Source organism: Arthrobacter sp. UYNi723 (assembly GCF_054057635.1).
In genome coordinates, this window is sequence record NZ_JBSRZM010000020.1 from 1 (window position 1) to 20,053 (window position 20,053).

Consider the following 20,053-nt stretch of genomic DNA (forward strand, 5'->3'; position numbering starts at 1 on the left):
ACGCCGCCGACGGCACTAAATCAAGACGCCACGGCAAAAACCTGCCTCGTCACCGGCAACGACGCCCCTACCGTCAACCACTGCGACGCCTAACAGGTCTATGACGTCGTGCGGGTCCAGGATCTCGTCTTTGTTGATGTGCCCTGAGAAACGAAGTTCCGGGCCCATCTCCCCAAGCCTGCGGGCGGAGTAGATGAGGATTGCCTTTTTCGACATTCCTAGGGGCCGCTGCTGGTGATATTCGGCGTAGCTGGGGGCTGCGTCCGCGATGTCCAGTTCGCGTTCCACCATGGCAACCATGCCGGCGCATTCGATCCGGGAACCGACTTCGGCGGGCTTATGGTAGCCGGCGTCCTTCACGGTCGCGTCAAAGGGGTGCGCGTCTGAGTCCCACATGTGACATCCGAACGCGCCGCCATCCTGGGAAACGTTGCGCCAGAGTTTGGCGAATTCGCCGTCTGTGTACTGGATCCCTAGCGGGTGTTCCCGGTGCCGGTTGGTCTTCCGGAACGGGCATTCTTGGCAGTTCTGGAGCCGTGCGGGTTCCATGGGGCGCTCTGTCCCGTGCGTTGTGTTGCAAGCGTTTTCGGTCATTGGGCTACCCCTGTTCAGACTTTGCTGGTAATGCGTTTGATGGACCGCTTCAGTGCGTCGATGTCGCGTTGCTGCTGCTGGACTGTCAGCCGGAGGGCGGCGAGTTCGTCGGCGGTGGTCTGGCCCGACGCGGGCTCGGTGCTGCTCATGGGGCGGGAACCGTTGTAGGCGTGACGGCCTCTGGTGTCAGGCTGGCATCGTTGGCGAGGTCTTCGGCCTGCGGCGTGCCCTTCTGCGCGGCGAACACGGCTCCATCGATAGGACGGACGAAGACGGCGGCGTCAGAGGCTAGGCGGGGCTCCGGCTGGCTTGTGGGGGTCATGGGGTTGTCTCCTTACTTGAGGAACAGGACAAGGGCGTTGACACTGGCCGTATTTCCGGTCGCGGCTGCCCATACGCCGGAGCCGGTGCGGATCTTGCACTCGACCGTGATCGACCCGCCGGTTAGGCCGGTCAGAGTTCGGATGGCAAACGCGGAGCCGCTGCCGTAAGCGCCGGCTAGGGTCTGTGCGGGCTGTTCACCGCCGGACGTACCGTTGATCGATGCGGCGATGTAGATAAAGTCTGACGCCGTGCCGCTATTCGTGGCCCCTGCGGAGACGCCGTTCATAACGAGTGCCTGCGTGTAGCCCGCGGGGACCGTAATGGATGCCTGGGCGTAAGTCGCTCCGGCCGTGGTGGTGGCGAAGTTCTGCTGGGTCAGGCCAGCCGATCCTGGGCTCACTGGGGCGGCGAGGGCGGCGTTACCGATGATGCCGGGGGGAAGATCCATAGTCCCGGTAACGGCAAAGCCACCGGGCTTGGCGCTGATCCCTGCCGTTGCCAGCGGGTTGGCTGCCATGACCTGCTGAAGTAGCCGTTCAAGGTCGCGGACCTTGCGCACTAAATAGTCGTCACCTTTGAACATATCGCTTGGGAGTGGCGCCATGTCTTTTACTCGCTTTCGGGGTGGGTTGTGGGGAGCGCTGTCGCGGGGTTTCCGGCGGCGTCGGTGAGGTGGTGAATGGTGCGGCGGGGAGGCTCATATGCGGCCCTGAGGACTGCTATAGAAGATTCGGCGAGTAGTGCCCGGTTCATCCATGCGCGGGTGTCTACGTCTGGTTCGTTCCCTGGCTCGTAGATGGCGAGGCGGCTCTCTGCCTCTAACGCCCGGTTGCGCCATTTCTTGAATAGCTTGTGCTCTTCCAGTGCTTTGGCCTTGAAGATTTCGCAAAGGTTCACGAGGTCTGCTTTGCTGAGGTTCACGCTGCAACCTCAGACGGTTCCGTGTTACCGAGTAACACGTCAGGAGCGGGAACGGTGAGTGTTCCTGTTCCCGTACCCTGTGTCTCAGGAACAGGGGAACACTGTTGGCGGTAGACCCTTAGGGCGGCGGTGGCCCTTGTGTTTCCCCAGCCAAGACGGCTTGCAAGGTCGCGGACTGATACTGGCTGCGGGTCCAACGCTTTGATGTCTGCGAGGTCAGCAGCCGGCACGGCCTCGGGGAGACGTTCTCCGCTGGCTGGCGCCCATAGTGACCATGGCCATTCGTGCCCCTCCGGATTGAGCTTGAACGTCCCTGCAAGCGGCTCTTTATCCCCGGCGGGGGAGGTTGCCCTCAGGCCGCCGTGCCGATCCTTTCGGATGGCCAGGTAGCAGGATCCACCGTTGCCGGGTGCGAAGGCTTCCTTGATGGTCACCCGGACAGATGCCCCGCCCACAGCGCGTGTCTTGGCGCCCGTCCCGGTGGGCCCCTGAGCCTTGGAATCGGGATTCTTGGCTACGTGGTCAATGACGATCACACAAGCACCAGCGCGGGCAAGAGGCTTGATGACGTGGGTATGGGCAATGGTGAAGTCATCCGGACTGTTGGAGTTCAGCCCGTAGAGCGGGAGCAGCTCCCCGATGCTGTCGATGACGATCACGCCCGGTTCCCACTTGGCTAGGTCTTTCACAGCGTCAGACAGTTCCTGCTTGTCTTCGGGCTCGATATACCGGAAGTGGTTCAGGTCAGAGAGTGTTTCCGTCGAGACTCCAAGGCCGATCAGCCGGGTTACTGTCGAAAGCATGCCGTTATGGTCGAGGTCCACAATCGCGGCCCTTCCACCGTTATCCAGGGATTCGGCTACGGCGGCGAGTGCAACCCATGTCTTGCCCGATTCAGGTTCACCGAACAGCATGTTGACCTGGCTTGCGTAGAACACGCTGTTCCCGTCGCTGCGGTGTAGTACGGACGGTGCCGGCGGGTCCGGGAGTTCCCCGGCCAGGAGTGCCGCAACGTCTCCGTAAACCACGTTCCGGGAGCGTTCCTGCGTTCCTGACATAGGGGGTACAGGAACAGGAACGGGCGCAGGAGCGGATTCGTCAAAGGCCGCGGCGGCGAAGTAATCAGGGATGGTCACGCGGCGGCCTCCAATTCCTTTATATACAGCGGGTCGGCAGTGGCGAGATAGCGAATAATCTCCCAGTGTTGATACTCAGCAACGGTGATGAGCCCTGGGGCGAAGGCGGCGATCCGCCGCTTGTCCCATGCATTCATTTGTGCGGCCTACTCGCCTTCAGCTACGCCGGCGGCTTGTGCGGCCTGGATTAGCGCCATACCGAGTTCAAGCGCTTCCTTGGGTGAGAGGTCCCTGCCGTCGACTGTCCAGACGTTGATGCAATGGCCGGTGTCGAACTTCCATCCCGGCGTCATGATCCAGCCGCGATTCATGGTTTCGGCGGCGATCCAGAGGTCACCGGTTCCCGGCGCCAGGGTGTAACCGGCCGGCGGGAGCGGGAGGGGCCCGACTTCCCTTTCGAGCTCGTCCCACATCTCGACAAGGCCGAGGCCCTGATTTTCGGCCATCACGCCGAGCTCCCGCACTGTTGCGGGCCAGTTGGTACCATTAGTCATTGGAATCATCCTTTTTGTAGGTGTTTTCGGTGGCGGCGCTGGTGTTCTTCTTGGCGGGAGAACCGGCGTCGCTTTCTTTTTTGGTGTACGGGTTCTTGCCTCTCACGGCCACGTCATTCAGCGGGCCGGTGTGGGACGTACCGTGCCAGTAGCCGGACTCCCATGCCGCCGCTAAATCGGCCTCGGTGTAGGTGCGGCCGCTCATGCCGTGGCCCGTTCACTGGTGCACTGCATGGTGTTAGCCAACAGCCAGGCGTTCACATCGGACATGCTGTACCGCACGGCCTTGGCTCCGAGTTTGATGAATCTGGGGCCCATGCCCCGGTAACGCATTTGGGCAAGCGCGCCGGTAGTTGTGCCGAGATATTCAGCCAATGCCACCGGGGAGACGAGTTCTTCTGCCATTCCATCCTCCATCCTTCAAAGCTAGACCTCCATGTTTTGTAGGTCTGGAATCATACTAAGCACGTTGTGAGCCTGTGTCAACTAAAGAAGGTGCACCTTCATCTTTTGTATGTCACTATGGGATGCATGGCAGGTAAGAAGATGGACATAGGCCCTAGCGGCGAGACCGTCGCGGACAACATCAAGAGGGTTCGTGAGGCTCAAAGATTGACCTATACGGAACTTTCAAAGCGGCTTTCGGAATGCGGCCGTTCCGTGTCACCGTTGGCCGTCCGGCGCATTGAGGAAAAGGAACGCCGAGTGGATGTTGACGACTTGGTAGCCTTCGCTGTATCCCTCGGTGTAACGCCGAAAACACTGCTCATGCCGTACAGCGAAAGCATGGACGACCTCGTGCAAGTCACGGGAGGAGTTGAAGAACGCGCAGGAAACATCAACGCTTGGATGACTGGTGAAGCGCAACTCCCGCAGCAGTCAGACACTAAGTGGATCGAGTTCATGGCCCTCGCCGCTCCTGCATGGAGATATGCCGAGATAGCCTCTATCGTCCAAGGGGTGCGTGTGGTGAATTCCCTTGATGACCTTCACGCCAGAAAGACCGGAAAGATGCCTGGGCCGCCCGAAGGTGGGAAGTAGCCATGGCAACGATTGAGCCCTACGACACGACGGCGGGCCGGCGTTACCGGGTCCGCTATCGGAAGCCTGACCGTACCCAGACTGACAAGCGCGGGTTCAGGACTAAGCGTGATGCTGAGCTGTTCCTGGCATCGGTGGAGGTGTCTAAGGCCCGTGGCGAATTCGTGGACGCTACCGCCGCCCGTGCGCTGGTTGGGCCGCTGGGAGGGGCGTGGTTGGCTCGGCAGACTCATCTCAAGCCGTCGTCATATCGGCCGGTTGAGTCGGCGTGGAGGAATCATGTGTTGCCGGCATGGGGTCACGTCGCTGTGGCCGACATCCGTAAGACGGCGGTTCAGCAGTGGGTGTCTGAAATGACGCTCGGGGATCCCGACGTCATGCCGCCGCGGAAGCCTAAAGGGGCCACTCTGGTGATCCGTGCCTATGGTGTGCTGGCTGCCGTCTTGGATGACGCCGTGAGCGATCGGCGGATGCTGAGCAATCCAGCGCGGGGGGTGTCCCTTCCGCGAAAGGTCAAGAAAACTCACGTGTACCTCAGTCACGATCAGGTGCATGAGCTGGCGGCCGCGAGCAAGTACCCCACGCTCATTCTCGTGCTGGCCTACTGCGGCCTGCGGTGGGGCGAAGCGACAGGGTTACGGGTAAAGCACCTGGACATGCTGCGGCGGCGCTTCATGATCGAAGAGAACGCCGTCCAGGTCGGTTCCGTGATCGAGGTCGGCACTCCCAAGAACCACAAGAAGCGGACGGTGCCCTTCCCGCGGTTCCTGGGGGAGCAGTTGGCGCGGCAATGTGAAGGCAAGGGCCGCGAGGATCTAGTGTTCCCTGGCGAGAGCGGGCACCACCTCCGGCTTGCGCGGGTGCATGAGGACAACATGAGCTGGTTTGCTGGGGCGGTGAAGCGGGCCGGTATCCCACGGATCACGCCGCATGACCTCCGGCACTCGGCCGCGAGCTTCGCGGTATCTGCCGGCGCTAACGTCAAGGCGGTGCAAAAGATGCTCGGCCATAGCTCGGCGGCCATGACGCTGGACGTCTACGCGGATCTGTTTGACGGGGACCTGGACTCAGTCTCAGACGCTCTGGATAACGCTGTATCTCTGGCGAGTGTGGGCAAAATGTGGGCAAATCCCTGATCCCAGACAAAGCAAAAGGCCCTGGTTCCCTTTGTTTACTAGGGAACCAGGGCCTTTCTCATTCGCGGTGACGGTGGGATTTGAACCCACGTTGGCTTTGACACCAAACAACATTTCGAGTGTTGCACCTTCGGCCGCTCGGACACGTCACCAACCTGAATAGGTTACCGGAGCATGCCGCTCATCCACAAAACGGCAGGCGTTCGGCCCCCGGATGGTGCGAGGGGAGAGTTAAGCCCAGTCCAGCGCGAAGGGACATTTAGGCCCCTTGCAGCGACACTGCTGGAGGCACTGATCGTTGGTTCGCAGAGTTATGCACATAGCCGTTCAGCCTCGCCGTTATTGTCAGACCCTCGCGGGATGATTTGAGTATGGATAGCAGAGCAGCTGTGGCGACGGCGGAGGCACTCGCGGTGTCCTTCGCTGAGCTGGCGGTTGTGATCGGTGAAGCTGGTGAGGCCTCGGGTCCGCGTGCTGATCCGTTGGATCGGCGGGCCGAGATTGCTTTGCGGACGCTGTCTGCCGTGGCCCGTGGGGAGGCGAAGTTGGCGGCCCTGAAGGTTCACGCGGCCGCCGTGTATGCCGACACCGCCAAGGCCCTGGCGGGCCCGGCAGTGTCGCCGCAGGACCATACCGGGCAGGAAATGGCCGTGGTTGCTGAGGTCGCCTGTGTGCTGACGGTCAGCGAACGCGCCGCGGGTGCCCTGCTCGGGGAGGCCCACGCCCTGGCCACGGCGCTGCCGTTGACGTTGTCGGCGTTGCAGGCCGGGCAGATTTCGTGGCAGCACGCCCGGATCATGGTCGACGAAACCGTGAACCTCGACCCTGCCGGCGCGCAGGCGTTGGAGGCGCATTTCCTGGACCCTCACGCGGTGAATCCGGCACGTGGCCCGGCCGGTGGGCTCATCCCCGGGCGGTTCCGGCACAAGGCCCGGACCTGGCGGGAACGCCATCACCCGGTCAGCATCGAAAAACGCCACGCACGCAGCGCCGCCGATCGGCGGTTGGAGTATGCCCCGGACCGGGACGGCATGGCCTGGCTCTCCGCCTACCTCCCCGCCGACCAGGCCGCGGGGATCTGGGACCGCACCACCACTGCAGCCCGCGCCCTCCAAGGACCGGACGAAGGGCGAACCCTCAGCCAACTCCGCGCCGACATCACCGCTACCTGGCTCCTCGGCGGAACCGGTGACGCGGTTAGGGAAATGAGCGGCGGCGCGACCGGAGGCAGCGGCGAAACGGGCATGGCAGTGGGCGGCGGTGTTCCGTCGCCGCGGGCGCAGGTCCTGGTCCCGGTCATGTCCCTGCTGGGCCTCAGCGGCGAGCCCGCCATGTTAGACGGGTACGGCCCGATCCCGCCGTCCATGGCCCGCCACCTGATTGCCGACGGAGCCGAGTCCTTCCATCGGGTCCTGATCGACGCCGGCGACGGAGCTCCGTTGGAGATCGGGCGGACCAGCTACCGCGTGACGAAAGCCCAGCGTCAATGGCTACGGCTGCGGGACGGGAAGTGTCCGTTCCCGGGCTGCAGCAACCAGTCCTTGGACAACGAGGCCGACCACCTCCTCGCCTGGGCCCGCGGCGGCACCACCGGCATCTCAAATCTCGGCCAGCCATGCCCCAAGCACCACAGGCTGAAACACGCCAGCGGCTGGACACCCAAAGCAGCCACCAAGAATGAACCACCCGGCTGGATATCACCGTCCGGGCGCCACTACCAAAGCGAACACCCCGACTGGGAACCACCGACGTGGCCAGAACCCTGGCCACAACAACAGCCGGGCCAAAAGTCAGAGCTGGTGCTCCATGCTGCTCCGCGCGGACTCAGAGATCCAGGTGCACCAGAAGGCGAAATTCCCGCTGGCGCCCTTGAGCACTATCCCGTTCCAGGGCTTCACCATGCCAACCATCCTCTGCCCGCCGAGGGTCTGCCCGGCTTCGTTCCATTCCGGGACTCATCACTAGCGGACACTCCGCTGCCCGAAGACCCGTCCGCCGCTGGGGGCGTCCGAAATCCGAGTTAGGGCTGAGGCAGAGTTGGAGCAGGCAGAGCAGGGCAAGCTTCCACCAGCAGCCCGAACGGATAGCTGCGGCCAAGATTCAGGGACCCCAAGTGTCCTCTGGCGGAGGGCCGTGACTTCTCAACCAGGGCCGCAAGTGTCTGTGAGGATTTTGGTGGCTGGTCTGGGACTGGCTGGCAGAGTGGTATTGGCCGTTCAGCCCCGTGGATGTGACTCGGCAAGTGTTTGGCCCTGCAAGGGGTGTCTTTGAATGGATCTGTCCATCCGCGGGGTGGCGGCCGGTACCACCCGGCCCACCTCGGTAACTTGATCAGAAGGTTGTCCGCCTCTTTGGGGGGCGTGGCTCGTCACAGTGTTGTTCCGAAGTGACCTCTACCCGGACTGGTACCGGCCGTGTACGGCCCTGACCATGTCCGCGAATAGAGGAAGGTGCCAGAACCGCTATGACTATCGTTGCGCATTCCCGCCCTTTTGTCGTCGGCGTCGATACGCACGCCAAGAACCATGTCTACGCCATCATCACCGGCACCACCGGTGAGCTGATCGCCACCCGGGACTTCCCCACCACCGGGGCCGGCATTAACCGCGCGATCGCTTGGGTCGCGCGCCACACCGGCGCTGACCTGGCGACCTTGTGGGTGATCGAGGGCGCTGCTTCCTACGGCGCACTGCTGGCCGGCGCCGCCGGCTACACGGTCGCCGAAGCCGCGCGCATGGATGCCCATCATGGGGTCGGCAAATCCGATCCGCTCGACGCGCACCGGATCGCCGCAGCCGTCCTGCCCCTGGACGAGCAGCAGCTGCGCCAGCCACGGCTGAACGAAGGAGTCCGAGCGGCCCTGCGGATCCTGGTCACCGCACGGGAATCCATGACCACCGAGCGTACCCGGAGCGTGAACGCGTTGACCGCCCTGCTCCGGGTCAACGACCTTGGCCTGGATGCGCGTAAACCCCTGACCGGAACCCAGATCACCGAAGTCTCCCGCTGGCGGTCCCGGGAAGAACCGCTGGCCAAGTCCGTTGCCCGCTCCGAGGCAGTCCGGCTGGCCAAACACATCACCGAACTCGACACGGACATCAAAACCAACAACGACCAAATCACCGGACTGGTCGAAATCAGCGAAGCCGCGCCCCTACTGAAAGAGACCGGGATCGGTCCCGTCACGGCCGCCATCTGCCTGACCGTCTGGTCCCATCGGGGACGCGTCCATTCCGAGGCCGCCTTCGCGTCCCTGGCCGGAGCCAGCCCTATCCAGGCCTCGTCAGGGAACACCGTCCGGCACAGACTCAATCGCGGCGGTGACAGAACCCTGAACAAAGCACTGCACATCATCGCCCTGAGCCGGATGACCTTCGACGCCGCCACTATCGACTACGTCCAGAAACGCCAAGCCGAAGGACGAACAAAAAAGGAGATCCGCCGGTGCGTGAAACGCTATCTCGCCCGACGGATCTACCGAATACTCAACGCCGCCAACCCAGGCCCCTGCCACGCTTGACAACCATAGAAGGATTCGTTCGCGCCGGGTGGCTGTTGCGGAGAGCCCCCGCCGACTAGATTCGTAAGCAAGATGACTAAGTCAGGCAAAGAGGCACAGGCGACCGCGTACTGGACTACGGGCCCGGAACACGGTGAGCTCCGCAACGAGGCACTGCCAGCCCCCGGGCCCGGCGAAGCCTTGGTCCGCACGCTGTATTCAGGCATCAGCAAGGGCACGGAAATCGTGGTGCACAAAGGCTCCGTCCCGCCCCGCGTGGCCGAGGAAATGCGCGCGCCGCACCAGGAAGGCCACTTCCCGTCGCCCGTGAAGTTCGGATATCTCTCCGTGGGCGTCGTGGAGGAGGGGCCCGAAGGATGGGCAGGCCAGAAGGTCTTCTGCCTCAATCCACACCAGGACCGCTACGTCATTTCCACCGACGCCCTCACCAGGATTCCCGACGGCGTCCCGGCCCGCCGCGCCGTCCTCACCGGCACCGTGGAAACCGCTGTGAATGCCCTCTGGGAGGCCGGACCGAGGCTGGGCGACCGGATCGCCGTCGTCGGTGCCGGTCTGGTGGGTGGCATGGTGGCGACCCTGTTGCGGACTTTCCCGCTGGCCCGCCTGCAACTCGTGGACGTGGACCCGGAACGCAAGCAGTTGGCGGACAGGCTCGGCGTGGAGTTCACCCGCCCGGATGATGCCAAAGCCGACTGCGACATCGTGTTCCACTGCTCCGCTTCCCAGGAAGGCCTCGAACGCAGCCTGCAGCTGGCCGGCGATGAGGGGGAGATCATCGAGATGTCCTGGTACGCCAACCGCAAGGTCACGCTGCCGCTGGGTGAGGACTTTCACGCACGCCGGCTCTCCATCCGGGCCAGCCAAGTGGGCGTGGTTGCCCGGGCACGGCGGCACCGCCGGACCACGGCTGAGCGCCTGGAATTGGCTGTTGAGCTCCTCAAGGACCCGGTCTTCGATGCCTTCCTTACCGGCGCCTCTCCGTTCACGGACCTGCCGGCAGTAGTGCAGGACCTCGCCGATGGCACGCTCGAAGCCCTGTGCCATGTGATCGAATACCCCAACGCAGACAGCCCCGCAGAAGCCGACCCCAAAGGCAGGAAGTAGCCAGTGTTCAGCCTGACGGTCCGACGCCACTTTATGATCGCCCACAGCCTCCCGCGGGAGGCATTTGGCCCGGCCCAGGCCCTCCACGGGGCGACGTTCGTGGCGGAGGTGACGTTCCGCCGTCGTGCGCTGAACCCGGACGCGATCGTCCTGGACATCGGGGCCGCCGGCGGCATTATCGAGGACGTGCTGTCCGGCCTCAACTACAAAAACCTGGACGAGCATCCGGACTTCGAAGGCAAGCTCAGCACCACCGAGGCGCTCGCGGAATACATCGCCCAGGCTGTCGCAGCCAAGCTCAGGGATGACGACGACGGCCGCGAGCTCGCGGGGATCGACGTCACCCTGCGCGAAAATCCGGATGCTTGGGCCGCCTACAACCTTGATCTGTCCGCCTGATCCCATGCTGGTCAGGTTCCTGGTCCCCGCCAATATCCGCCACAACTCCGGCGGCAATGTCTACAACGCACTGCTCACCCAAGGCCTGAGATCGTTGGGGGTTACCGTCGAGATACTGGCGGTGGAAGGTTCGTGGCCTGACGCCAGCGCTGGAGAACGACGGCGGCTGGGCGGCCTGCTGGGCGCCTGGGACCCTTGGGCGGACTCACCGCAGGCGGACGTCACCCCAGAAACGATCACCCTCGTGGACGGGCTGATTGCGTGCGGTGCGCCTAGCGAACTGGAGTACGCCGCGGCCGCCGGACAACACACGTGGGTCCTGCAGCATATGCCGTCGCCCAGCCACCCCGACGGCGAAGGGCGGGCATTGCGGGCGGCCGCCGGTGTGATCTGCACGAGTTCGTCCGCTGCGGCCTCGGCGGAAGAAAAGCACGGGCTCCCCGCCAGCCGGATTGCCCTGCCCGGGACGGACCCTGCCCCGGTGGCGTCAGGTTCGGCGCCGCCCCACATCATTGCGGTGGCCGCGCTGTTGCCCAACAAGGACCAGTTGCTGATTGTGGCCGCGCTGGCCAGGCTCCAGGACCTCGCCTGGACAGCGTCCCTGGTAGGAACGGACGACGCCGATCCCGCCTATGCGGCACAGGTCCGGGCAGCCATTGCCTCCTCTGGAATGGAGGACAGGGTGCGCGTGACCGGCCAGCTCGCCGGGACCGCACTGGCGGACGAATGGAACCGGACAGACCTGAGCATTCTTGTGTCCCGGGCCGAAGCCTTTGGGCTTGTGGTGACGGAATCGCTGGCCCACGGCATTCCCGTCATTGTGCGGGAGGGAACCGGTGCCGTGGACGCGTTGGGACTGGCCTCGAGACTTGGCGGCAGGCTCGCGGGAAGACTGGACGGCGAGCGTGGTGGTGAGCGTGATGCCGGGACATGGGCGGTGCCAGGTGCCGCCGTCGGACTCGCCGGACCCGAAGGCGACGCACCTCGTGGCAACGGACCTGAAGACCACCACGCGGACGTGCTCGCTGCCGTGATCCGGCAGTGGCTGGTGGACGGATCCCTCCGAGCCGGCTGGCGTGCCGCTGCCCTGGCGGCACGGGAACAGCTGCCCGGCTGGGACTCCACCGCCCGGAACGTCCTGGAAATCCTCGGCGTGCCTGCCAAAACGCCTGCTGAAGAATCGCCTGCTGAAGAAACCCCAGCCGAGGGAATGCCTACCGCTGCGGGGACGGCCGGTGGACAATAAGCCATGACCACGCTCCCGACCTCCGCCACCGTCGTGATCCCACAAGCCGTGATCGCACAAGCCCTGAGCCAAGATGCCCCGGATCCGCAGGTGCTAACTCCAGAGCTCCTCAGGGCATGGGCCTGGCACAAGCAGGGCCTCGACGGCACACTGCAGGGCGCGGACGCCGCCGACGTGTTTAGCAGGGCGGGCTGGGCCCGTTCCGTCGGCGGCGCCAACCCGTACCTCACGCTCTTTGCCCGCGCCGGCACTAGCCGCGCGCAGGCGGATGCCGACGCCCTGTCGCTGAAAATCCATGAGCTGCCCACCGCCCGCGGCTGCACCTATGTGCTGGGACAGGATGACTTTGCGTGGGGCCTCCAGATCGGCCGGGACGCCGCCGTGGCGCCGTTCCGTGTGCTGGCAAGAATGGGCGTCGAGCGCGGCGAGATCACGCTGCTGGAGGAGGAGATCCTCCACGCCCTGGCCGAGTCCCGCAGCCCGCTGGACCCCAAACAGCTCAAGGACCTGCTGGGTGATTCGGTCCGGAACCTCGGCGAGGAGGGCAAAAAGAAGGGCGCCGCCACCACGTTGCCCACGGCCTTGGGCCTCCTCCAGGCGGACGGCCGGATCCGGCGCGTGCCCGCCAACGGCCGGCTGGATCAGCAGCGCTACGCCTACACACTGTGGGGTTTGCCGCCCACCGCCATGGACGACGACGCCGCCCGCAGCCTCCTGCTGCAGCGCTATCTCGGCTGGACTGGCGGTGCCACGGTCAAGCAGTCGCAATGGTTCACCGGGTTCACCCTGGCCCACACGAAGGCAGCGTTGGCCGCCACTGGGTCAGTGGAGGTTCCCACCGCCAACGGTGAGGTGCTGTGGATGATGCCCGACGACGTCGGGCGGCTTGCGTTGTTCGAGGCGCCGGCGGAGGAACAGATTCAGCTGCTGGCCGGCACGGATTCGTTGGTCCTGCTCCGCAGGAACTCGGGGGAGCTGTTTGCCGAGGAGGACAAGGGAAAGCAGGTCCTGGGGTCCACGTTGGCGTTGCAGGCTGACCTGCCGGACCATCCCATCTTCGACCGCGGCCGGATCGTCGGGCTGTGGCAATACGATCCCGGGAAATCACGGATTGCCTATTGGCTCTTTGCCGGGGCCACACCCGCAGTATCCCGGCGCATCGCCGAGGTAGAGGCCTGGATCCGGGACGAGCTGGGGGACTTCCGCTCGTTCAGCCTGGACTCGCCGGCCTCGCGCCAGGACAGGATCGACGCCCTGGATGCCGCAGGCTGAGAGTCGTGCAGACAGGTGAGAGCGCTACAGCAGGCCCGAGACGAATTGCAGCCCGCCTACGACCCGTTACAGCCGGCTGCGGTGCGCTGCGAAGAAGTCCCTGAGGACCGCACCGCACTCCTCTTCCCTGACCCCGCCATAGACCTCAACCCAGTGGTTGAGCCGGCGCTCGCGGAGGACGTCGAACACCGAGCCCGCCGCTCCGGCTTTCTCATCCCAGGCACCGAAGACCACGCGGGGAATCCTGGCCAGGACCACCGCGCCGGCGCACATGGCGCACGGCTCCAGAGTCACCACGAGCGTGCAGTCGGCCAGCCGCCAGCCGTCCCCGGTGCCGCCGTCGAGTTTGGACAAGGCACGCAACCGGTCCGCCGCCTGGCGGATGGCCACTATCTCCGCGTGGGCAGTGGGGTCTCCCAGCTCTTCCCGCTGGTTCCGTCCGGAACCCAGCACGGCGCCGTCGGGCCCAATCACCACGGCGCCGATCGGCACGTCCTCGGTGGCCAGCGCGCGCCGGGCTTCGTCCAGAGCAAGACTCATCCATTCGCTGTGTTTCTTTTCACCAGGGACCATGGCTCAATGATAGTTTCGAAGGATATCCATCCTTGCTACGCCCCGACGCCAGGAGGAACTTGTGGACACCTTCACCGGACGGTTGAGGACTTGGTTCAAGCCGTACGCGGCGCTGACCATCACCATCCTGATCGGCGGCGTGATCATCGTTGCGCTGGCCCTCCTCGGTGCCGAGGTGTACGACAACGTGGTGGACGAGGCCGGCCTGGCGAACCTGGACAAGCCTGCGCTCCGGTATGCAGAAGACCTGCGGAATCCAGTGCTGGACTCGGTGGTGACCGGGTTTACGAATATCGGCGGAGGCATCGGAATGCCCATCCTCGCCAGCATCCTGACCGCCTGGCTGACGTTTGCCGGACGGACCTGGCGCCCCATCGTTCTGATTGGCGGCGCCGCAGCCTTTTCCGTCACGGCCACCACCCTCGGGAAAACGTTGGTGGGCCGTACCCGGCCGGATCACGCAGACGCCGTGCCGCCGTTTGAGACGTCGCCGTCCTTTCCCAGCGGTCATACCTTGAACACCACTGTGGTGATTGGACTGGTGGTCTATCTGGCCTGCCTGCAGTACCAGAAGACCCTGGTCCGGGTGTTCCTGATCGCAGCCGGCACACTGTTTATCATCGCCATGGGGCTCAGCAGGGTGTTCCTGGGGCACCATTGGCTCACCGACGTCATTGTCGCCTGGCTGCTTGGCCTGGCCTGGCTGGGTATCGTGATCCTGGCGCATCGGCTCTTCCATTTCGTCAGGCGGCGCGACCAAGACGGCCCGGCCCCCACGTTTGACCGGCCGGTGGTGCGGGATGTGGTGCAGAAGAACGGCATCACCGGGCCGGGCAAGGGGGGTACCGGGTGATAGTTTTGACGCATGCGCACTCTCGTTGTGGACCACCCGCTGGTCGCCCATAAGCTCACCGTCCTGCGGGACAAGAACACTCCGTCACCGGTCTTCCGGCAGCTGACGGAAGAGCTGGTGACCCTCCTGGCCTACGAAGCCACCCGTGAGGTCCGCACCCAGCCGGTCACCATCGAGACGCCGGTCAGCACCACAGTGGGCACCGCTTTCACCAAGCCCACGCCTCTGGTGGTCCCCATCCTGCGCGCCGGGCTCGGCATGCTCGAGGGCATGACCAAGCTGGTCCCCACCGCTGAGGTGGGCTTCTTGGGCATGGCCCGCGATGAGGAAACCCTGGACATCATCACCTACGCGGAGCGGCTCCCGGAGGACCTGACGAACCGGCAGATCTTTGTGCTGGATCCGATGCTTGCCACCGGCGGAACCCTGCGCGAAGCCATCAAGTTCCTGTTCAAGCGCGGCGCCTCCGACGTCACGTGCATTTGCCTCCTAGCCGCGCCGGAAGGCCTGGCCAAGCTCGAAGAGGAACTGGCCGAGGCCAACGTGACCATCGTGCTGGCCTCCGTTGACGAACGGCTCGACGAGAAGTCCTACATCGTTCCCGGGCTCGGCGACGCCGGCGACCGCCTGTACGGCATCGCCGGCTAATTCGGGGCTGCTTCGGATTTCAGGTCTTCCGCTTTCCTGCCGCTGCCTTTAGCCTGTGGCGCATGGACTGGAAACTTGAACTCGTCTTGTGCCCGTATCCGACGTGGACCGCGCCAAGGATTTCTACGTCAACAAAGTTGGATTCAACCCGGATTTCGACGAGCGGCCCATGGATGGCATCCGCTTCGTCCAGCTGACCCCGCCGGGATCCGCCTGCTCCATTTGTATTGGCGAGGGCCTCAATGACGCCCCTCCGGGTACGGCCCCAAGCCTGCAGATGGTGGTCAGCGACATCCAGGCTGCCCACGACCACCTCAAGGGCAACGGTGTGGAGGTCAGCGACATAGACATCCAGGACTGGGGGCACTTCGTCTATTTCGCTGATCCCGATGGCAACAAGTGGGCGGTGCAGTACATCCTGGGGCCGTGACGCCTAGGGCAAAATAGGCAGCATGAACATCCCCACACCTGCCGCCACACGAGCACCTGCCGCCACGCGAACACTGACCTGCCGGGCCGTCCTTTTCGATATGGACGGCACACTGGTGGACTCCACGGCAGTAGTGGAGGAGGTCTGGGGAGAATTCGCGGCCCGGTACGGCCTGGACATCGCCGAAATCCTGCGCACTTCGCACGGCGTCCAGGCTGCCGATACCGTACGCCGGTTCGCGCCGGGGGGAGCGGACGTCGCGGCCCTCACTGCGGAACTGGGCGCGATGGAACGGGTGCGGACTGCGGGTATCATCGCGTTGCCGGGGGCTGCCGACCTGCTTCGCAGCCTCCCGGCCCAGGCAGTGGCGCTGGTGACTTCAGCGGACAGGACCCTGGCGGACATCCGCATGGACGCTGCTGGGCTGGCCATGCCGGCCACGGCCGTGACGGCCGACCTGGTCACACGGGGCAAGCCGCACCCGGAGGGCTATCTGATGGCCGCCGGGCTGCTGGGCGTCAATCCGGAGGACGCCGTGGTGTTCGAGGATGCGCCCGCCGGAATCGCGGCAGGCGTTGCCGCCGGTATCCGGACGGTGGCCGTGGGTCCGAATGCGGGCGAATTGCCGGCAGGCATGCTGCATATCGCGGATTACCGTGCCGTAACCGCCTCCGTGGAAACGGACGCCGCGGGACGGCAGCTCATTTCTTTCCGGCTTTGACGCCGGCGGATCGCTATCGTGATCCGCCGGCGCAGCTCAGCGACGCCGGCCGCCGCCGCCGCTCAGTCGGCCTAGTACCAGTTGTGCGACAGGTGGAAGTTCAGCGCGCCGCACGGAGACTGGTAGCGCTCCTGGATGTAGTTCAGGCCCCAGTTGATCTGCGTGCGGTAGTTGGTGACGTAGTCCGCGCCGGCGCTCGCCATCTTCTCAGCGGGCAATGACTGGACGATGCCGTACGCGCCGCTGCTGGCGTTGGTGGCCGTGGTGGTCCATTCGGATTCCTTGGTCCACAGCGTCTGCAGGCACTGCATCTGGTCAGCGGACCAGCCGTACGTCGCCAGCTGGCCAGCAGCGTAGGCCTGCGCTCCTGCGGGGTCGTTGACGGCCACAACAGGCGCGGGTGCAGGTTCCGGAGCCGGGGCAGGAGCGGGCTCCGGGGCCGGGGCAGGTGCCGGTTCGGCGGCCTGGGGCGCGACGTTGATCTCGGCCGGCGCAGCTTCCGGGGAGGCCGGGGGCTGGATCTCGGCTGCCTCGAAGCTCAGCTTCGACTGGGCGCTGGCTTCTTCGGCGGCCTGGTCCGCGCTGGCAGCAAGCGACGCAGACTCGGAAGCGTGTGCTGCGGCGCTGACGCCGACCAGCAGGGCGCACGCCGTCGCGAACACCGCGACGCGCTGGCCTACGGAGGGAATCCGGGCCGCCTTGGACAATGGGGACATAGCTGCACCGAAGCGGGTCTGCTTGCGGTGGCTGTGGGACTTTGTGTCGCCCTGCGGGCGCGTTTGTACCTTGAATTCAGACATGATGGATCGCCTCTCACACCTGCGGAGTTAGCTGTCGGGTTCGGATGAGGGCATCCGGCCACACGGCACAATCACGTGTTGGCTTAACCCCAAAGGGCACTTGGTGCCCGGGACGGTGGGTCCCCCGCCTCTGCCTCTGAAAACGGAATCCGGGAAGCGGCAGAGCTTGGCGTCATCCGGATATGCGGCCCAACGGGAACCACACGTCATCGACGCTACAGGAGCTGGGAGCTTAAGTCACATTTTGGTAACAGGAATCACGACGACGGTGTGTCGCCTTGCTGCGCTCGGGCGTCAGTGGGTCGCGCCAGCGCGCCGGCAGGGAAGAGTAACGCGAACTCGGTCCGTCCGGCCCGCGATGCTACTTCCACGCTCCCGCCGTGGGCCTCCATGATCGACTGGACAATGGACAGGCCCAAGCCACTAGTGCCTTCGGACGCCCCGGCGCCCGAGGCCGGCGCCGTACCCTTGCGCGCCGCGTCTGCGCGGGCAAACCGGGAGAAAACGTGGTCAACGAATTCCGCAGGGATGCCCCCGCCGTCGTCCGTTACCGTCACCGCTGCGCCGCCATTGGCGGACTTCGTGACAGCGGTGACCACGGTGGTCCCCGGCGGCGTGTGCTTGCGCGCATTGGAGAGCAGGTTGACAAGCACCTGACGCAGTTGGGACGCATCACCCGTGACGGCGAGCGGCTCGTCAGGCAGTTCAAGGCGCCAGTGGTGGTCCGGGGCGATGACCTTCTCGTCACTGACGGTCTCGATCACGAGTTGTGTGAGGTCTACTTCGCTGAGCTTCAGGGGCTGGCCCTCATCGAGCCGGGCGAGCAGGAGCAGATCCTCCACCAGGGTGGTCATGCGTTCGGACTGGCTCTGGACCCGGGCCAGGGATTTCCGGCCGTCCGGCGTGAAGTCCTCGGTCATCCGCATCAGCTCCGTGTACCCGCGGATGGCGGTCAGCGGGGTGCGCAGCTCATGGGAAGCGTCGGCAACAAACTGCCGCACCTTGGTCTCGCTCCGCTGCCGCGCCTCGAGTGCGTTGGCGACGTTGTCCAGCATCAGATTGAGGGCGTGCCCTACGCTGCCCACTTCGGTTCCGGGATTGGAGTTCGACGGCGGGACGCGCACCGCGAGTGCCACCTCGCCCGCGTCCAGCGGGAGCCGGGCCACCCGGGTTGCAACCTCGGAAAGCTGCTCCAGCGGCTTCATGGTGCGCCGGATCAGCACGGTTCCTGCCAGTCCGATCAGCGCCAGGCCGCCAAGGGAAACGAACACAAACGTCCACACCAGCGACGCCAGCGTGCTCTCCTTGGCGGCGAGCGGAAGGCCCGTGACAAGGACATCGCCGTAGCCGGTTTCCACGGCCACAATCCGGTAATCCCCGTTGGACAGCGAGCGGTTCACGGGAAGGCCGTTCTGCGTCAGCGCCAGCAGGGTCTGCTTGTCTTCGGCGTCGAGGGCCAGGCGCGTGGTGCCCGAGTCCAGGAAACCGCCACTGGGGATCTGGCCGTCCAGGATCCGCGCATTCAGCGTTCCGACACTTTGCCCGCGGGAGTCAAGCGGGTCCGGCCTGCCGTTGAATCCGCCCAGCGGCGGGCGGCCCGGATCGTTCGAGCGTTTGGCGGCCTGGCTCAGCTGTTCATCCAGCTGCCCGGTGAGAAAGGAATCCATGGAGGCGTAACTGAACAGCCCCACGGCGCCGCAGATGGCCACCAGTAGGGCCATGGCCAACAGGATCAGGCGCGTGCGCAGATGCCAGGTGTCCGGTTTCAGCCAGCTCCGGGCTGGTGCTGGGGTTGCTCGCGGCGAGGACATCGAGCTGCTACTCATCCGGCTTGATGACGTAGCCGGCGCCCCGCACGGTATGGATCATGGGCGGGTGCACTGTGTCCACTTTCTTGCGCAGGTAGGAGATGTAGAGCTCCACAATGTTGGCCTGGCCGCCGAAGTCATAGTTCCAGACGCGGTCCAGGATCTGGGCTTTGCTGATGACGCGTTTGGGGTTCTCCATGAGGTACCGGAGCAGCTCGAACTGGGTGGCGGTGAGCTGGAGGGCGTCGCCCGCACGGGTCACTTCGCGGGTGTCGATGTTGAGGACAAGATCGCCCACCACAAGTTCGGCAGTGTCCATCGCGGCAACGCCGGAGCGCTGGACCAGGCGGTGCAGCCGCAGCAGGACCTCTTCCATGCTGAACGGCTTGGTCACGTAGTCGTCCCCGCCGGCCGCCAGGCCCACGATCCTGTCCTGGACAGCGTCCTTGGCAGTCAGGAAAAGCGCAGGTACCTCGGGCGCGAAGGCGCGGATCCTGCCCAGCAGCTCAACGCCGTCGAACCCTGGCAGCATCACGTCCAGCACCAGGACATCCGGGCGGAACTCCTTGGCAAGCTTGACGGCCTCCGGGCCATCCGAAGCCACGGCAACGGACCAGCCGGCCATGCGCAGCCCCATGCTCATGAGTTCGGAAAGGCTGGGTTCGTCGTCAACCACCAGGGCGCGGATGGGGGAGCCGTCCGGGTGGGTCAGTTGCGGAAGGTTGTTGGTCATGGAGTGCGAAGTGGCCATGGGACAACTCTCCGATCATTCGGTTAGCCCGCGCTATGGGGTTCCTGTGCGCACGCTGTGAAGCCCAGCCTAGCGAGCTGGATGGGCGATCTGGGTGGCCGGGCGGGACGCCGACAATCCGCAGGCGGCCGCCTTCTCCGCTGGACAGGCGGCAAAAGGCGGCAGGGAATCTCGGCAAGTCATTGGCCGGTGAATTTCAATGTCTTGGTATGGCGAAAGGGCGAACATTGTTCGCCGGATAGGGCCATAAGTGCCCCCTTTGCGGGTAACAAGTCCTATTTT

The 20,053-nt window shown here is 64.8% G+C and carries 25 protein-coding genes, 1 tRNA gene, 1 pseudogene and 1 riboswitch; of the genes and pseudogenes, 12 read left to right on the forward strand and 15 right to left on the reverse strand.

Annotation, left to right across the window (positions count from 1 at the left end):
• Positions 1 to 15: 15 nt before the first annotated feature.
• Genes ACVWY0_RS15165 through ACVWY0_RS15210 form a run of 10 tightly spaced genes read right to left on the reverse strand, consistent with a single transcriptional unit; the run spans position 16 to position 3,874 of the window.
• Complete coding sequence (locus tag ACVWY0_RS15165; RefSeq protein ID WP_485837410.1) at positions 16 to 594, reverse strand: hypothetical protein; 579 nt, start codon at positions 592 to 594, stop codon at positions 16 to 18.
• A gap of 14 nt (positions 595 to 608) precedes the next feature.
• Positions 609 to 743: a hypothetical protein gene (locus ACVWY0_RS15170; RefSeq protein WP_485837411.1), complete on the reverse strand. Its 135-nt coding sequence runs from the start codon at positions 741 to 743 to the stop codon at positions 609 to 611.
• On the reverse strand, positions 740 to 916 hold the full coding sequence (locus ACVWY0_RS15175) for a hypothetical protein (RefSeq protein ID WP_485837412.1): 177 nt from the start codon (positions 914 to 916) through the stop codon (positions 740 to 742). Before ACVWY0_RS15175 ends, ACVWY0_RS15170 begins: the two co-directional genes overlap by 4 nt.
• A gap of 12 nt (positions 917 to 928) precedes the next feature.
• Complete coding sequence (locus ACVWY0_RS15180) at positions 929 to 1,522, reverse strand: hypothetical protein (RefSeq protein ID WP_485837413.1); 594 nt, start codon at positions 1,520 to 1,522, stop codon at positions 929 to 931.
• A 5-nt stretch (positions 1,523 to 1,527) separates the two neighbouring features.
• Positions 1,528 to 1,839: a hypothetical protein gene (locus tag ACVWY0_RS15185; RefSeq protein WP_485837414.1), complete on the reverse strand. Its 312-nt coding sequence runs from the start codon at positions 1,837 to 1,839 to the stop codon at positions 1,528 to 1,530.
• Complete coding sequence (locus ACVWY0_RS15190) at positions 1,836 to 2,975, reverse strand: AAA family ATPase (protein WP_485837415.1); 1,140 nt, start codon at positions 2,973 to 2,975, stop codon at positions 1,836 to 1,838. The genes ACVWY0_RS15185 and ACVWY0_RS15190 overlap by 4 nt, the downstream gene beginning before the upstream one ends.
• Positions 2,972 to 3,112: a hypothetical protein gene (locus ACVWY0_RS15195; RefSeq protein ID WP_485837416.1), complete on the reverse strand. Its 141-nt coding sequence runs from the start codon at positions 3,110 to 3,112 to the stop codon at positions 2,972 to 2,974. Before ACVWY0_RS15195 ends, ACVWY0_RS15190 begins: the two co-directional genes overlap by 4 nt.
• A gap of 9 nt (positions 3,113 to 3,121) precedes the next feature.
• A complete protein-coding gene (locus tag ACVWY0_RS15200) occupies positions 3,122 to 3,469 on the reverse strand; it encodes a hypothetical protein (RefSeq protein ID WP_485837417.1) in 348 nt (115 codons plus the stop codon).
• A complete protein-coding gene (locus tag ACVWY0_RS15205) occupies positions 3,462 to 3,674 on the reverse strand; it encodes a hypothetical protein (protein ID WP_485837418.1) in 213 nt (70 codons plus the stop codon). The genes ACVWY0_RS15200 and ACVWY0_RS15205 overlap by 8 nt, the downstream gene beginning before the upstream one ends.
• Positions 3,671 to 3,874 carry a helix-turn-helix transcriptional regulator gene (locus ACVWY0_RS15210; protein WP_485837419.1) on the reverse strand — a complete coding sequence of 68 codons (204 nt, stop codon included), beginning with the start codon at positions 3,872 to 3,874 and terminating at the stop codon, positions 3,671 to 3,673. Before ACVWY0_RS15210 ends, ACVWY0_RS15205 begins: the two co-directional genes overlap by 4 nt.
• 126 nt (positions 3,875 to 4,000) lie before the next feature.
• Between ACVWY0_RS15210 and ACVWY0_RS15215 the strand changes: the two genes are divergently transcribed.
• The gene (locus ACVWY0_RS15215) at positions 4,001 to 4,510 is read left to right on the forward strand and encodes a helix-turn-helix domain-containing protein (protein ID WP_485837420.1); all 510 of its coding nucleotides are present in this window, start codon (positions 4,001 to 4,003) and stop codon (positions 4,508 to 4,510) included.
• A 2-nt stretch (positions 4,511 to 4,512) separates the two neighbouring features.
• A complete protein-coding gene (locus tag ACVWY0_RS15220; protein WP_485837421.1) occupies positions 4,513 to 5,646 on the forward strand; it encodes a tyrosine-type recombinase/integrase in 1,134 nt (377 codons plus the stop codon).
• 65 nt (positions 5,647 to 5,711) lie between these two features.
• On the opposite strand, the gene ACVWY0_RS15225 is transcribed toward ACVWY0_RS15220, so the two are convergent.
• Positions 5,712 to 5,798, reverse strand: a tRNA-Ser gene (locus tag ACVWY0_RS15225).
• Positions 5,799 to 6,017: 219 nt separating this feature from the next.
• On the opposite strand from ACVWY0_RS15225, the gene ACVWY0_RS15230 reads away from it, so the two are divergent.
• From ACVWY0_RS15230 to ACVWY0_RS15255, 6 genes are all read left to right on the forward strand, one after another.
• Positions 6,018 to 7,670 carry an HNH endonuclease signature motif containing protein gene (locus tag ACVWY0_RS15230; RefSeq protein WP_485837422.1) on the forward strand — a complete coding sequence of 551 codons (1,653 nt, stop codon included), beginning with the start codon at positions 6,018 to 6,020 and terminating at the stop codon, positions 7,668 to 7,670.
• Between the two features lie 440 nt (positions 7,671 to 8,110).
• Positions 8,111 to 9,166 (forward strand): IS110 family RNA-guided transposase, encoded by a 1,056-nt coding sequence (locus ACVWY0_RS15235; RefSeq protein ID WP_485837423.1) that lies wholly within the window; start codon positions 8,111 to 8,113, stop codon positions 9,164 to 9,166.
• A gap of 72 nt (positions 9,167 to 9,238) precedes the next feature.
• The gene (locus ACVWY0_RS15240) at positions 9,239 to 10,270 is read left to right on the forward strand and encodes a zinc-dependent alcohol dehydrogenase (protein ID WP_485837424.1); all 1,032 of its coding nucleotides are present in this window, start codon (positions 9,239 to 9,241) and stop codon (positions 10,268 to 10,270) included.
• A 3-nt stretch (positions 10,271 to 10,273) separates the two neighbouring features.
• Positions 10,274 to 10,669, forward strand: coding sequence for a 6-pyruvoyl trahydropterin synthase family protein (locus ACVWY0_RS15245; protein ID WP_485837425.1), 396 nt, complete (start codon positions 10,274 to 10,276; stop codon positions 10,667 to 10,669).
• Between the two features lie 4 nt (positions 10,670 to 10,673).
• Positions 10,674 to 11,915, forward strand: coding sequence for a glycosyltransferase family 4 protein (locus ACVWY0_RS15250; RefSeq protein WP_485837426.1), 1,242 nt, complete (start codon positions 10,674 to 10,676; stop codon positions 11,913 to 11,915).
• A gap of 3 nt (positions 11,916 to 11,918) precedes the next feature.
• The gene (locus ACVWY0_RS15255; protein ID WP_485837427.1) at positions 11,919 to 13,187 is read left to right on the forward strand and encodes a DNA glycosylase AlkZ-like family protein; all 1,269 of its coding nucleotides are present in this window, start codon (positions 11,919 to 11,921) and stop codon (positions 13,185 to 13,187) included.
• A gap of 66 nt (positions 13,188 to 13,253) precedes the next feature.
• Here ACVWY0_RS15255 and tadA read toward each other — a convergent pair whose 3' ends face one another.
• Complete coding sequence (gene tadA / locus ACVWY0_RS15260) at positions 13,254 to 13,760, reverse strand: tRNA adenosine(34) deaminase TadA (protein ID WP_485837428.1); 507 nt, start codon at positions 13,758 to 13,760, stop codon at positions 13,254 to 13,256.
• 61 nt (positions 13,761 to 13,821) lie between these two features.
• Between tadA and ACVWY0_RS15265 the strand changes: the two genes are divergently transcribed.
• From ACVWY0_RS15265 to ACVWY0_RS15280, 4 genes and pseudogenes are all read left to right on the forward strand, one after another.
• Positions 13,822 to 14,613 (forward strand): phosphatase PAP2 family protein, encoded by a 792-nt coding sequence (locus ACVWY0_RS15265; RefSeq protein WP_485837429.1) that lies wholly within the window; start codon positions 13,822 to 13,824, stop codon positions 14,611 to 14,613.
• Positions 14,614 to 14,625: 12 nt separating this feature from the next.
• Positions 14,626 to 15,261, forward strand: a complete 636-nt coding sequence (upp, locus tag ACVWY0_RS15270; protein ID WP_485837430.1) for a uracil phosphoribosyltransferase — start codon at positions 14,626 to 14,628, stop codon at positions 15,259 to 15,261.
• A 62-nt stretch (positions 15,262 to 15,323) separates the two neighbouring features.
• Positions 15,324 to 15,691, forward strand: a pseudogene (locus ACVWY0_RS15275) (VOC family protein).
• 22 nt (positions 15,692 to 15,713) lie between these two features.
• The gene (locus ACVWY0_RS15280; protein WP_485837431.1) at positions 15,714 to 16,412 is read left to right on the forward strand and encodes an HAD-IA family hydrolase; all 699 of its coding nucleotides are present in this window, start codon (positions 15,714 to 15,716) and stop codon (positions 16,410 to 16,412) included.
• A gap of 71 nt (positions 16,413 to 16,483) precedes the next feature.
• On the opposite strand, the gene ACVWY0_RS15285 is transcribed toward ACVWY0_RS15280, so the two are convergent.
• The 3 genes from ACVWY0_RS15285 to ACVWY0_RS15295 form a co-directional block, all read right to left on the reverse strand.
• The gene (locus tag ACVWY0_RS15285) at positions 16,484 to 17,212 is read right to left on the reverse strand and encodes an aggregation-promoting factor C-terminal-like domain-containing protein (protein WP_485837432.1); all 729 of its coding nucleotides are present in this window, start codon (positions 17,210 to 17,212) and stop codon (positions 16,484 to 16,486) included.
• A gap of 5 nt (positions 17,213 to 17,217) precedes the next feature.
• Positions 17,218 to 17,370: riboswitch (cyclic di-AMP (ydaO/yuaA leader) on the reverse strand.
• Positions 17,371 to 17,469: 99 nt separating this feature from the next.
• Entirely contained in the window at positions 17,470 to 19,038 is a 1,569-nt protein-coding gene (locus tag ACVWY0_RS15290) for a HAMP domain-containing sensor histidine kinase (protein WP_485837433.1), read from the reverse strand.
• The gene (locus tag ACVWY0_RS15295; protein WP_485837434.1) at positions 19,031 to 19,771 is read right to left on the reverse strand and encodes a response regulator transcription factor; all 741 of its coding nucleotides are present in this window, start codon (positions 19,769 to 19,771) and stop codon (positions 19,031 to 19,033) included. The genes ACVWY0_RS15290 and ACVWY0_RS15295 overlap by 8 nt, the downstream gene beginning before the upstream one ends.
• Positions 19,772 to 20,053 lie beyond the last annotated feature (282 nt).

Coding starts and splice junctions, on each gene's coding strand:
- ACVWY0_RS15230 (WP_485837422.1), top strand. CDS start 6,018: ATGGATAGCAGAGCAGCTGTGGCGACGGCGGAGGCACTCGCGGTGTCC.
- ACVWY0_RS15285 (WP_485837432.1), bottom strand. CDS start 17,212: ATGTCTGAATTCAAGGTACAAACGCGCCCGCAGGGCGACACAAAGTCC.
- ACVWY0_RS15295 (WP_485837434.1), bottom strand. CDS start 19,771: ATGGCCACTTCGCACTCCATGACCAACAACCTTCCGCAACTGACCCAC.
- ACVWY0_RS15180 (WP_485837413.1), bottom strand. CDS start 1,522: ATGGCGCCACTCCCAAGCGATATGTTCAAAGGTGACGACTATTTAGTG.
- tadA (WP_485837428.1), bottom strand. CDS start 13,760: ATGGTCCCTGGTGAAAAGAAACACAGCGAATGGATGAGTCTTGCTCTG.
- ACVWY0_RS15240 (WP_485837424.1), top strand. CDS start 9,239: ATGACTAAGTCAGGCAAAGAGGCACAGGCGACCGCGTACTGGACTACG.
- ACVWY0_RS15205 (WP_485837418.1), bottom strand. CDS start 3,674: ATGAGCGGCCGCACCTACACCGAGGCCGATTTAGCGGCGGCATGGGAG.
- ACVWY0_RS15175 (WP_485837412.1), bottom strand. CDS start 916: ATGACCCCCACAAGCCAGCCGGAGCCCCGCCTAGCCTCTGACGCCGCC.
- ACVWY0_RS15210 (WP_485837419.1), bottom strand. CDS start 3,874: ATGGCAGAAGAACTCGTCTCCCCGGTGGCATTGGCTGAATATCTCGGC.
- ACVWY0_RS15250 (WP_485837426.1), top strand. CDS start 10,674: ATGCTGGTCAGGTTCCTGGTCCCCGCCAATATCCGCCACAACTCCGGC.
- ACVWY0_RS15235 (WP_485837423.1), top strand. CDS start 8,111: ATGACTATCGTTGCGCATTCCCGCCCTTTTGTCGTCGGCGTCGATACG.
- ACVWY0_RS15215 (WP_485837420.1), top strand. CDS start 4,001: ATGGCAGGTAAGAAGATGGACATAGGCCCTAGCGGCGAGACCGTCGCG.
- ACVWY0_RS15195 (WP_485837416.1), bottom strand. CDS start 3,112: ATGAATGCATGGGACAAGCGGCGGATCGCCGCCTTCGCCCCAGGGCTC.
- ACVWY0_RS15170 (WP_485837411.1), bottom strand. CDS start 743: ATGAGCAGCACCGAGCCCGCGTCGGGCCAGACCACCGCCGACGAACTC.
- ACVWY0_RS15200 (WP_485837417.1), bottom strand. CDS start 3,469: ATGACTAATGGTACCAACTGGCCCGCAACAGTGCGGGAGCTCGGCGTG.
- ACVWY0_RS15280 (WP_485837431.1), top strand. CDS start 15,714: ATGAACATCCCCACACCTGCCGCCACACGAGCACCTGCCGCCACGCGA.
- ACVWY0_RS15165 (WP_485837410.1), bottom strand. CDS start 594: ATGACCGAAAACGCTTGCAACACAACGCACGGGACAGAGCGCCCCATG.
- ACVWY0_RS15255 (WP_485837427.1), top strand. CDS start 11,919: ATGACCACGCTCCCGACCTCCGCCACCGTCGTGATCCCACAAGCCGTG.
- ACVWY0_RS15220 (WP_485837421.1), top strand. CDS start 4,513: ATGGCAACGATTGAGCCCTACGACACGACGGCGGGCCGGCGTTACCGG.
- ACVWY0_RS15290 (WP_485837433.1), bottom strand. CDS start 19,038: ATGAGTAGCAGCTCGATGTCCTCGCCGCGAGCAACCCCAGCACCAGCC.
- upp (WP_485837430.1), top strand. CDS start 14,626: ATGCGCACTCTCGTTGTGGACCACCCGCTGGTCGCCCATAAGCTCACC.